General features: G+C 46.7%; 10 protein-coding genes and 1 tRNA gene. 6 read left to right on the top strand and 5 right to left on the bottom strand.

All coding sequences use genetic code 11. From position 1 onward, the window contains the following. Positions 1-7: 7 nt before the first annotated feature. From H6F74_RS22695 to H6F74_RS22685, 3 genes are all read right to left on the bottom strand, one after another. Complete coding sequence (locus H6F74_RS22695; protein WP_199301535.1) at positions 8-949, bottom strand: polysaccharide deacetylase family protein; 942 nt, start codon at positions 947-949, stop codon at positions 8-10. A gap of 431 nt (positions 950-1,380) precedes the next feature. Beyond that, on the bottom strand, positions 1,381-2,976 hold the full coding sequence (locus tag H6F74_RS22690; protein ID WP_190444424.1) for a bifunctional pantoate--beta-alanine ligase/(d)CMP kinase: 1,596 nt from the start codon (positions 2,974-2,976) through the stop codon (positions 1,381-1,383). 118 nt (positions 2,977-3,094) lie between these two features. After that, positions 3,095-4,252: a septal ring lytic transglycosylase RlpA family protein gene (locus H6F74_RS22685; RefSeq protein WP_190444423.1), complete on the bottom strand. Its 1,158-nt coding sequence runs from the start codon at positions 4,250-4,252 to the stop codon at positions 3,095-3,097. 500 nt (positions 4,253-4,752) lie between these two features. Between H6F74_RS22685 and purM the strand changes: the two genes are divergently transcribed. Further along, positions 4,753-5,778 (top strand): phosphoribosylformylglycinamidine cyclo-ligase, encoded by a 1,026-nt coding sequence (purM, locus tag H6F74_RS22680; protein WP_190444422.1) that lies wholly within the window; start codon positions 4,753-4,755, stop codon positions 5,776-5,778. 97 nt (positions 5,779-5,875) lie between these two features. Here purM and H6F74_RS22675 read toward each other — a convergent pair. Both H6F74_RS22675 and H6F74_RS22670 read right to left on the bottom strand, forming a co-directional pair. Then, a tRNA-Cys gene (locus tag H6F74_RS22675) sits at positions 5,876-5,946 on the bottom strand. A 525-nt stretch (positions 5,947-6,471) separates the two neighbouring features. Beyond that, complete coding sequence (locus H6F74_RS22670) at positions 6,472-6,669, bottom strand: hypothetical protein (protein ID WP_190444421.1); 198 nt, start codon at positions 6,667-6,669, stop codon at positions 6,472-6,474. Between the two features lie 301 nt (positions 6,670-6,970). Between H6F74_RS22670 and H6F74_RS22665 the strand changes: the two genes are divergently transcribed. The 5 genes from H6F74_RS22665 (at position 6,971) to H6F74_RS22645 (ending at position 10,510) form a co-directional block, all read left to right on the top strand. Then, the gene (locus H6F74_RS22665; protein WP_190444420.1) at positions 6,971-7,297 is read left to right on the top strand and encodes a hypothetical protein; all 327 of its coding nucleotides are present in this window, start codon (positions 6,971-6,973) and stop codon (positions 7,295-7,297) included. Between the two features lie 121 nt (positions 7,298-7,418). Continuing rightward, positions 7,419-8,033, top strand: coding sequence for a hypothetical protein (locus tag H6F74_RS22660; protein ID WP_190444419.1), 615 nt, complete (start codon positions 7,419-7,421; stop codon positions 8,031-8,033). Positions 8,034-8,332: 299 nt separating this feature from the next. Then, positions 8,333-9,328 (top strand): hypothetical protein, encoded by a 996-nt coding sequence (locus H6F74_RS22655; RefSeq protein WP_190444418.1) that lies wholly within the window; start codon positions 8,333-8,335, stop codon positions 9,326-9,328. A 280-nt stretch (positions 9,329-9,608) separates the two neighbouring features. Beyond that, a complete protein-coding gene (locus tag H6F74_RS22650) occupies positions 9,609-10,064 on the top strand; it encodes a hypothetical protein (RefSeq protein WP_190444417.1) in 456 nt (151 codons plus the stop codon). Between the two features lie 20 nt (positions 10,065-10,084). Beyond that, complete coding sequence (locus tag H6F74_RS22645; protein WP_190444416.1) at positions 10,085-10,510, top strand: hypothetical protein; 426 nt, start codon at positions 10,085-10,087, stop codon at positions 10,508-10,510. Positions 10,511-10,557: the final 47 nt, after the last annotated feature.

Raw genomic sequence — 10,557 nt, 5'->3', positions numbered from 1 at the left:
TTTTACTTTATTTTTTACCAGATGCCAATTTAACTTCTTTGTCTTGCATTTCCAGCAGTTCTGGCACAGTCACAAACTTGTAGCCGCGCTTTTGGTATTCGGTAATTAGTTGCGGTAAAGCTTGCACCGTATGCGTCCGATTGCCGCCTCCATCGTGCATTAGTACCATACCGCCTGATGTAGCTCCTTTTAGCGCGGACTGGATGAATACTGGCACCGAGGGACGGCGATAGTCCATAGAGTCAGATGACCACATCGCCACGGCGTAATTTTTTTTACGGGCGTAAGCGACCAAGCCATTGTTCAGATAGCCACCGGGCGGACGAAATAGAGCCGTCTTCACCCCTGTGGTTTCATAAATAATTGCCGCTGTGCGGTCAATTTCACGGGCAGCCCCAGCTTCGCTTAAATGATGGTAAGAGTGGCTCCAGGTATGATTAGCAACGGCGTGTCCCTCAGCAACTACGGCTTTCGCCAGATGGGGAAAATTTTTCACGTTCCGCCCGATCATGAAGAATGTTGCTTTAATGTTGTTTTTCTTCAGGATCTCTAATACCTGCAACGTCCCTTGAGGCGAAGGGCCGTCATCAAAAGTCAGGGCAATGACTTTCTGGTTAGTGTTTAGTTTTACTTCTTGAAATACTTTCCCCTGAAAGCTTTTGGGGACTGAAAAAGTCAAATTTCTGTCTTTTTTTTCCTGCTGCAATTGAGTGAATACTTTGTTAAACGCCTCATTTCGCTGCGCCATCAAAGCGTTTATATCAGTGCCACTTTTGTCTGGATTCCGATTCCCTAACTCTTCGGTTGCAGATAAAAGACTCGACGGATGATTCTCATGGCGATTAATCGGCAACATGAGACCAGCCAAAAAACTACTAGCGGCAGCAACAACAGCAATCAATGTTGTTTTTTCCCGCCAAGAAAAAGAAAATCGATCATACTTTGCCACGTCAGCTCTCCTTCACTCCTCCACCCATTGAGGCGGAGTTTTGTCAAGTTCTCCGCCTCTTCCAGCACACCAGGTTTCTCAAACAATTTTTTTTACAGCTGCGTACTTGGTGTAAGCATTGCCCTAGCTTTTTCGGCAATGCTTACGTGTATCTCGGTAATCTATGGTTGCCCTCCTCCCTTAGCTCTCGTTGGATCTGTGACGCGAATCTTCTGCCTATAGTTCGTTTTTACGGGTATAAGCGATCGCTAAAAGCTAAAAGCTATTTTGTTGCATCACAAATTGCTTCCCTATTAAATAAGGAAGCTTTCTTTGTCTTTTTGTACCCTATTGCAAAATACTACCCAACAGTTGGGCGCTCCGGGTAAGAAAGTTAATTGCTAAGGAAGTTGACTTTTACTGAAAAATATGCTCTACAAGAGGAAAATCAGTTATCTAGACACAGACAGCTTTTGATGATACAGACTGACAATTCGAGCAGTGACTTCGGCAATGCCCAGACCGTCAGTTTCGAGCAAAATAGCGTCTGCTGCCTTTTGCAAGGGTGCCACGAGGCGGGTGCTGTCGCGGATGTCGCGTTCTTGAATGTCCTGCTCCAGCTGCACTAAACTTACGTTTGGCTGCTGTTGATTTTTCAGGTCTTGCTGACGGCGTTGCGCCCGTTCGTGAACAGATGCGGTTAAGAAGATTTTAAGTTCGGCATCTGGGAAAACGTGGGTGGCGATGTCGCGACCTTCAGCGACAATGCCTCCCTTTAAACCCCAGCGCTGCTGTTGTTTAACCAGTTCTTGACGGACGTATGGTTGGGCAGCGATCGCACTCACCATCGCTGTCACCTCCAAAGAGCGAATTGCAAAGGTGACATCGCGATCGTTAATCCAGACACGAGTGGGAATCTGGGGATCGTCACCCGTGCTTAACTGAATCTGAGAACGGCTGGCTAACTCAGCTACGCTTGCTTCATCATCCACCCGGATTCCCGATTCCAAAACCAGCCACGTTAGAGCGCGATACATCGCCCCGGTATCTAAATACAACAATCCTAAAGACTTGGCAACCTGACGGGCTACAGTAGATTTTCCTGCCCCGGCTGGGCCATCAATCGCCACAATCGGCTGGCGATCGCGTAATGCTACATTATCAATTAAACGGGTCGATCCCAGTCGGGCGGCGATCGCTAGTAGTCCCGCTTCTTCAACTTTTTCCAAACGCATGAGAGTAGTGGGGTGAACCAGTTCAATATACTCGATTTGTACCTCTGGTACGATAGCAATTTCCTGTTGAACTGTGTCAATAAGAATAGCGCGATCGCGATCGCCTGATTGAAATACTTTCTTGGCTTTTTGTAAAGAGCGATACAACACCGATGCTTGCTCTTTCTGCTCTAAAGTCAAATACTGATTCCGGGAAGAGAGAGCCAATCCCGATGCTTCCCGTAGTATTGGACAACCCACAATTTTGATGCTCCAATTTAGATCCGCCACCAATCGTCGAATAATCGCCAATTGCTGGGCATCTTTTTCCCCAAAATAAGCGTTCGTTGGTTGTACCAAGTTCAGCAACTTTGTCACCACAGTTGCGACTCCCTGAAAGTGTCCGGGACGAAAGCGACCGCACAAAACTGATGTCATATTCTCTGGTGGAACGACCGTTGTGCTGATTCGGGATTGGGAATCGGGAATTGGGAGGCGCGCTACCCCAATCCCCAATCCCCAGTCTTCAGTCCCCAATCCATACAATTCTTCAGCAGAAGGGGCAAAAACCGCATCTACCCCAGCCTGTTGGCACAATTGCCGATCCTGCTCCAAGGAACGAGGATATTGCTGAAAATCCTCAGTAGGGCCAAATTGTAGTGGATTGACGAAGATGCTGACTATGACGATATCATTGTGCGATCGCGCACGTTCGATTAAGCTAATATGCCCCGCGTGCAAAGCTCCCATTGTCGGCACAAAGCCGACGTTTTTGCCCTGCCGATGCAAACCCAAGTAGCAGCGCAATCCCGCAATTGTCGTAAACAGGCGCACCAAAACCCCCCTTCAATAATTTTGAGTTTTGAGTTGTAGCAGCAGTTCCTTCTGCCTGGAGTGTTGAATTAAAAATATCAACTCAACACTCATAACTCAAAACTCTGAAGGTGGAAACTTAGTTTTCGTCAACTGCTACCGTCTGCGGACGACCTAGAATTTCTAGCTGCACTGGTGCTACCCCACTGCTAGTCATTCCCAAAATTTTAGCGGCACCCGCTGACACATCAATTATCCGACCTCGGATAAAAGGCCCGCGATCGTTAATTCGCACGATTACAGAACGCCCGTTGTTCCTGTTGGTCACGCGCACTTGCGTCCCAAAAGGCAAGGTACGGTGGGCAGCTGTCATCGCATTCTGATTGAATCTTTCACCACTGGCGCTCCGCAAGCCGTGGAATCCATAACCATACCAGGATGCCATACCGCTACTCTGGCCCATGACTGGTCTGGTGGTGAGCCGTCTGTTTGTTGGTGCGGCGGCTCTATTAGCTCTAGGGTTGTAAGCAATCCTCTGGGGCCGTTTGGATAATCCGGCGATTTCCCTCAGTGGCGGTGCATTACCCATCAGGCGGCGGAGTCGATTGGTTGCTTGTAGGGCATCTACAGCAGGGTTGCGAGTTGTGTCTGGCAATATTGTTTTTCTGTTAACTTCGACCAGTTTCTCGCCGTTTACTTTAATGACATAGCTGCCCTTGTCGCCATTCCAACTGACAGCGATCGCACTTGCATCTACGTTTTCTAAACTCAACTGATTCAGCTTAGCAGCAACGGTTGTGGCACGGGCTACCGGATCGTTTTGATTACTGGCATCCGATGACATCTGTTTTGGAAAACCGCCCGCACTGCTTAAAATTTCTCCCATCTTGGTGTCTTGTACGGGAGTCACGCGGGAACCCAGAAAGGTCAGGACTGGGATACTACGCACGTATAGCGTCGCGGCTTTATACCCTCGTACTTCATGGGGAATAATTTTAGCTACGACTACTCGATCCAACAGGGTCGCCACACCTACAGAATTATTGCAAGGGCGTGTTGCAAGGCAAGCCATTCTGACTTGGGATTGATATTCTCCCACCTTGATAACTTCTGGCGGCTGTACCCGATTAGAAGTTGCAGGTTGCCGAGAAGCATTTTTACTTGTCTGCTGCGTCTGAGGAACATTGGACTCGGAAACTTGGTCAAACCTTTTAGCTGACTGGGCATAACTGGATGTAGTCATCCCAATCGTCGTTAACAGGGCTGCAAATATTCCGCTAAAAAATCTTTGATTCATACCTACGGTTGTGAAACGTACTTGGAAGTCGAGGTGTGAGCTAGTTGGTAGTTGTATTGCCAGACAGCTCCCCTTCGGTCATCGATAACTCGTACTCATTCTGTATTCACCCTGGTGCAAGGAACTGAAACAGAGTATCACGAAGTTTTTGGATTGGGGATCAGGGATTTCCTCTAGGTTTTGACAAATTCATCAAAAATTTAATTTTGAATCTCCGCATTTATGCGGAGATACGTTCCATTTCATCAGGGTTTTGGGCAATTTCAGTTTTCTATAACTTCATCAAAAATTCATAAAAGATTTAGGCAGTTTATGAATAAGCAAATCAAAAGTCAAAAATCCCAAGTCACCCATTGGGAAAAAGGCTGGTAGTAAGACTTTTGGGGCTTAACTCGCCAATAAATTAAATGTGGGACAGCTTATAATTCGTCAGGAGAACCCATAGCCGAGTAAAATACGTCTGCGATCTGCGATCGCTAAACGAGGCGGGGCGTGAACTCATGGATTATCGAGAAGCAGGTGTAGATGTTGAGGCGGGGCGGAGTTTTGTAGAAAAAATCCGCCAAAGCGTACAAAGCACCCACCGTTCTGAGGTTTTAGGTGGATTCGGTGGCTTTAGCGGTTGGTTTCAGCTGCCTAGTGGCTACCAGGAGCCAGTTTTGGTTTCCGGGACGGACGGGGTAGGGACGAAGCTGAAACTAGCTTTTCAGCTCAACACTCACCACACAGTAGGTATTGATTTAGTGGCGATGTGTGTCAACGATGTGTTGACCTGCGGCGCAGAACCGCTATTTTTCTTGGATTATTTAGCGACAGGTAAACTAAATCCAGAGCAGCTGACTCAGGTAGTTGCGGGCATAGCTCAAGGGTGTCGCGAGTCGGGATGCGCCTTACTGGGAGGGGAAACCGCGGAAATGCCGGGTTTTTATCAGAAAGGCGAGTATGACTTGGCGGGTTTTTGCGTCGGAATTGTGGATAAAAGCCAGATACTGGATGGTTCCCAGGTGCAAGTGGGAGATGTAGCGATCGCGCTTGCTAGTCAGGGTATCCACAGCAACGGGTTTAGTTTGGTGCGGAAAATTGTCGAGCGAAGCGCCGTTGACTTGCATTCCCCCCTAGATGGTCAGGATAAGAGCTTAGGGGAAATTTTGTTAACTCCCACGCGAATTTACGTTAAACCTGTTCTAGCGGCACGCAAAGCCAAATTAGAAATTCATGGCATGGCTCACATTACTGGTGGTGGTTTGCCAGAAAACCTGCCTCGCTGTCTCGCTGCTAATCAATCCATCCAGATTGATCCTAAATCTTGGCTAATTCCACCTATTTTCCAGTGGCTATCTGACACAGGCGAAGTTAGCCAGATGGATATGTTTAACACATTCAATATGGGTGTTGGCTTCGTGCTACTCGTACCCCCAAACCACGCCGACCAAACCATTAACTTCTTTGAATCCCAAGGAATTACCGCTTATGCCATCGGTAAGGTAATTCCCGGTGACGGTCGTCTCGTCGGTATCCCCGAATAAGAACCTTCCCTGTATGCCGCGCCCGGATTTATTTTAGGGTGGGCATTTTGCCCGCCTTAGCTCCCATAGGAGCCTAAAAAGGCAGTTGTATTTACAAAGGCGGCACCCAGATTTGAACTGGGGGTGGAGGTTTTGCAGACCTCTGCCTTACCACTTGGCTATGCCGCCATAAGATGCCTTGGACGTCTTTCTAGACTACTAAGTAGCCAGAAAGTAGCCAGAACCTCTTAGTCTGTTTTTAATGTTACCACGTTGTCCCCAGCCGTCCATAGACTTTTGCTGGATCTTATCTAGCTGGCTTAGTAGTTGCTTAGGGTCTGAGTTGAGTAGGATACTCTGGGATATCTTGGGACTCTTTGGGACATTTTGGGACATTTTGGGACAGTCCGGAACATCTTGGGAGATAAAGACCCAAGAGGGTATATGGCTACCGAGTTTATAGTCTTTCTGTACAGTGGAGACTGTGTAAAACTTTCTAATAACTTTTAGATCCCTAGTTTCCTAGGGGTCTTTTGTATTACTGGGGATCTCTAACCAGATATTGCATTGTCCTATAGTTTCCGGTCGGGTTCCTACAGACTGTGATGACCCCGCCAGACCAGACCTCGTACCTATCTTGCTCACCGTCTTCTCTTGGCATCAACCAGACTGCTTTAGGTGTGCCACGGCACCTTACACGTTTTCTCTGATCTTTCATTTGTTTATTAGCTCTTTGGTGGTTTTAGCTAGGTCTTCCATAGCGATCGCTATACGGGTAAGTTCTGGTTGGCTAAGGTTTCCATTAATGTTCGGTGTCTCTAGGCTATCTTTATAGGTCTTTACCAGATACCCTAAAAACTCAAAGTTGTTCATGTTGGCTTGCTTTGCCAAGGCTTTAAAGTCGTCAAACACCTCAGCGTCCTTTGCGTTCCTAGTACCGAACCCTAGCCTATACATTCGCTTTACCCTTATATTGTTCTAGACATATTCTAGTACGCTGAACCTCGATCTATCTCTAACCACTACTGTACTAAACCTGACATGCTATGTCAACCTAGTTATATATTTGTTTTGTAACAAGTGGCTAGAACTATTGACATCTCAGGTTCCAATGTTTTAATATTGTTTTAAAACAAGAGAAAGAGAAGCGCCAAGTTTGATGCCTAAACGCCTCTCTTCCCAGTCACCCCAGAAAACTAGGAGACCTAGAACAATGTTAGAACATACCGAAGGCGATAAGGAACTGGTAGTTGAGTTTACTGTAACAGTGCCTGAAGAGTGGGGCATACCGGGCTACAACATAGGGCAGAGGGTTCAATGGCTCTCAGGCGATGAAGAAATATCAGGGGTAGTCATGGGTATTACCTACGATGAAACTATGGAGGAATGGGACTACGAATGTGCTAGAGAACAACAGTTTCGTAAACCCCCCTATACAGGTCAGGATCGTGCAGAGTATACCAGTTGGATACGTGAGTCAGAACTAGAACTGGATGAGAAGCGTGTAGCCCTAAATAGACTTTTAAATATCGGTGCCTAAATGTGCTGAGACAGCATAAACCATAAAGGCACCAGGTGCCTTTTTCTGACTTAGAGAGCGATCACTTGACGGTCGCTCTACCCACCAATACACTTGAGTAAACCAAGTAGGTTAACATAGCATGAAAGATATTCAACACGTAACTGTTGCGATCGCTGGTTCTTATGTGGATCTGTTTCAGTTACCAGATGGTTCTAGAGTTGGAAGTCTGAGCAGTACAGCGCAAGCTATTGGGAAAGTTGCTCAGGACGTTTCACATTTTTTGAGCGGAAACAGTCCGGAAGCAGCACCCTATAAAGGTTTGACGTTTCACAAAATACCTGTGAAGCGTACCCAAATAGCTTCTATACCCCTAGAGGTCATGGTTGCTTACTGGTCACACCGGGCTGAGAAAGGTAATATTCAAGCCAAGTCCCTGATCCGGGCTGTGACTCAAGAGGTACTAGAAAGACGCTTAGACGGTGCATTAGGTATCCATCAGACTGAGGCACAGTATGAGGAACAGACTACAGCACTAAGAGAGAAACTGATCGTGCAAGCTGTACAAGCCAACATTGATATTGAAGAGAACCGCAACAATGAGGAACTGTACCAAATGGCGGTTGCAGCTAAGAACACGGCTTGCGCTCAGATGAACAAGGAAGAGTTTAAGGTTTATTGCGAGAAAGAGACAGCCCGAAGGCTAGAAAGACCCCTAGAGTTTCAGCCTGTAGGGTTAGCCGACTTTAAGAACTAGCCAGCACCATCGAACGCGATCACTACCAGTAAGCTTTTTCACACACACTTTTGTTAACACCCTTAGCCAGCAGTAGTTCTGGGTGTTAACATAGCCTTAGAGGTTTACAGCTAGAAAGCATGATGGAGAACAAACAAGTATTTATACCTAATGCAGCCAGAGTAGGTTATAAGGACGAATGGGCTTTTATCTACTGGCGAGATGAAACAGGCAAGCTTAGAGCCGTTAAGATGCAAACACACACACACCTTTGTTAACACTCCTGCTACACATCAGTTTTATAGGTTAACAAGCGGTATATGAGCAGTAAAGTTATCGGTCTAAGACTAGCGCCTCATGTAGTAGAAGAGTTAGAGAGGTTATGTCAGCTTAGTGGTCAGACTAAGGCTGAGGTGGTCACTACCCTGATCATGGGTGTTAACGGGGAGAATGGCGTTAACGTAGCCAAACCGAAGTACAACAAGGGTGTTAACAAAAGTGTGTGTGTGTGGGAGGTAGGGACTAAGTTACCAAGCACTTGGGACATTAAAGCTTATGCAGGAGAGCCAAAAGGGTTGCATGAGAAGATACTGGGTAAACTCTGGTACGTCTTTCCTGAAGACCGGGTTGTAGCTGTCAAGAAAAAGTCTGCTAATGGTAATAAGCAATGGCTGGAAGTAGTTAAGGTTTACCCAGATGAGGTTTGGGATAAAGTAGCTTTCGACACCGAAGGGTATCGCGTCTCTAACCCAGTAACTAAGCTAGAAGAGTGCCTAAAGAGATATCAGGGTAGGATAGCCAGAGAGAGCCACCCCATCGTTATCGAAGCCAAGCAGAAGGGTTGGCAGGTAAACCTAAACAAATATTATGCACAGCGTCTAACTCTAGAAGAGTTGCTGGCAGAGGCAGAGGAATACTTAGCCCAGTTAGAGGCTACACCAGCGATCGCTGAGGTACATAGTGCTAGGTCAGAAATGTCGCCAGTCCTTAGTGAAGACATCAGGACACCAGAGCAGACCGACGTATCTCCAGACCAGCTAGTTTGGCTACCAGTGGATGACGCTAGAGAGGTATCATCAAAACAACGGGATGAGACCAATAAAGTACCTAGTCAGATGTCTGGAGAGCAGTTCAGGAACCACTATGATCTCGACACAGGAGTATACGGTACGGTAGCTTCCTCAGCTAAGAAAAAGCCCTACGCTACCTCTGACGGTCTTCATTGGAAGGCATCTGGCAGAAAAAGGAACACGCTCTGGACACAAGTGACCCCTGACGGTTCCGCTGACGACACTGTGACATCTGATGACACCTAATGATGATCTCTACGTCAGAACTAATAGGGGTCTCAGGGTTCCAGCCACAACCGACTAATGGTGTCGTGTAGTCGCAAGTGCAACAAAGCTGATAGGCGGTAACTACTTATATCGATATTTCTTATAGCTAAAAGAGCCTGGTACTCTAGCAACTTAGTTGCAGTACCAGGCTTTAACTTTATTAGGCGATCGCAGATACGCCACTGGCTTCTAAATGTGTCGGGTTGACATACCTAGTCAGCATAGTCCACTCTTGTGAGCAGCACATTAGAGTGAACCCGTGATGCTACTGATAGCTAATATCATCGCCAAAGGTGAGAACAAAGTTGAGACCCTAAACAACCTTAAGAAGACCCAGATCCTTAAACGTGTAGAGGAATACCTGAAAGACCAAGCAAACGGCAACCATAACGTAGCGATCGCTCTTGCCTGTGAGTTGTCTTTGCCGTTTGAGGATGATGAGCTACAGGCTAAGGACTATACGACTCTAGGGGAATGGTTAGAAGAAAAGCAAATAGAAATAACCCTAGGGGATAAGCAGAGACTAGCTAACCTGGTAGCTGACAAGTACCTAGCGAAGTACGGTAAAAAACCCAAGCAAGTAGCACGTAAGAATAACGACGGGCATTTTCGCAATAAAGCTTATGGCTTCCATCCGTCTCAGATATGGCTACTGGAAGAAGCACTGAAAGAGCTAAACCACAAGGACATTATCCGGACTACGGCAGATGAATAACCCGTCCGTCGTGGGCTGAGATGAAGAAGGTTATCAACGCCGGTGTTAAACCGAAAGTTTCGACTATTTCGACAGAGCCTAAAACCATTTCGACAGCACCAGTCGAAACTGAAGTCGAAATAGTCGAAAACCTAGAGCCTGTAAGCGTTTCAGCCAGTCGAAATGGTCGAAATGGTCAGTCAGAAACCTCTCAAAATGGTGCTGTAGCGACTTCAGTTTCGACAGTTTCGATATTTCGACAAGGGTTAACAGAGGTGCTTTCTAAGATGCTGGAGGCACCAGAACCGGACAAGCAGACTATCAAGAGACTGACCCAGCTACTAATAGACGCTAAAGAAGTCAAGTCTAAGACTGATGTAGTCCAGAAAGTCTGGTGTATGCGGTCAGAACGCTATGCTGGTGCTGCTGCTCTCTGGGATGAGCTGGGGTTATGGATAGATAAATAACTAACAGGGTGTCTAGATGGCTAAGTAAATATCTGGTATTACCTACC

Origin of the sequence: Trichocoleus sp. FACHB-90, assembly GCF_014695505.1 — a bacterium.
Taxonomy (GTDB): Bacteria; Cyanobacteriota; Cyanobacteriia; order Cyanobacteriales; family FACHB-T130; genus Funiculus; species Funiculus sociatus.
This window is presented reverse-complemented; position numbering and strand designations above follow the sequence as displayed.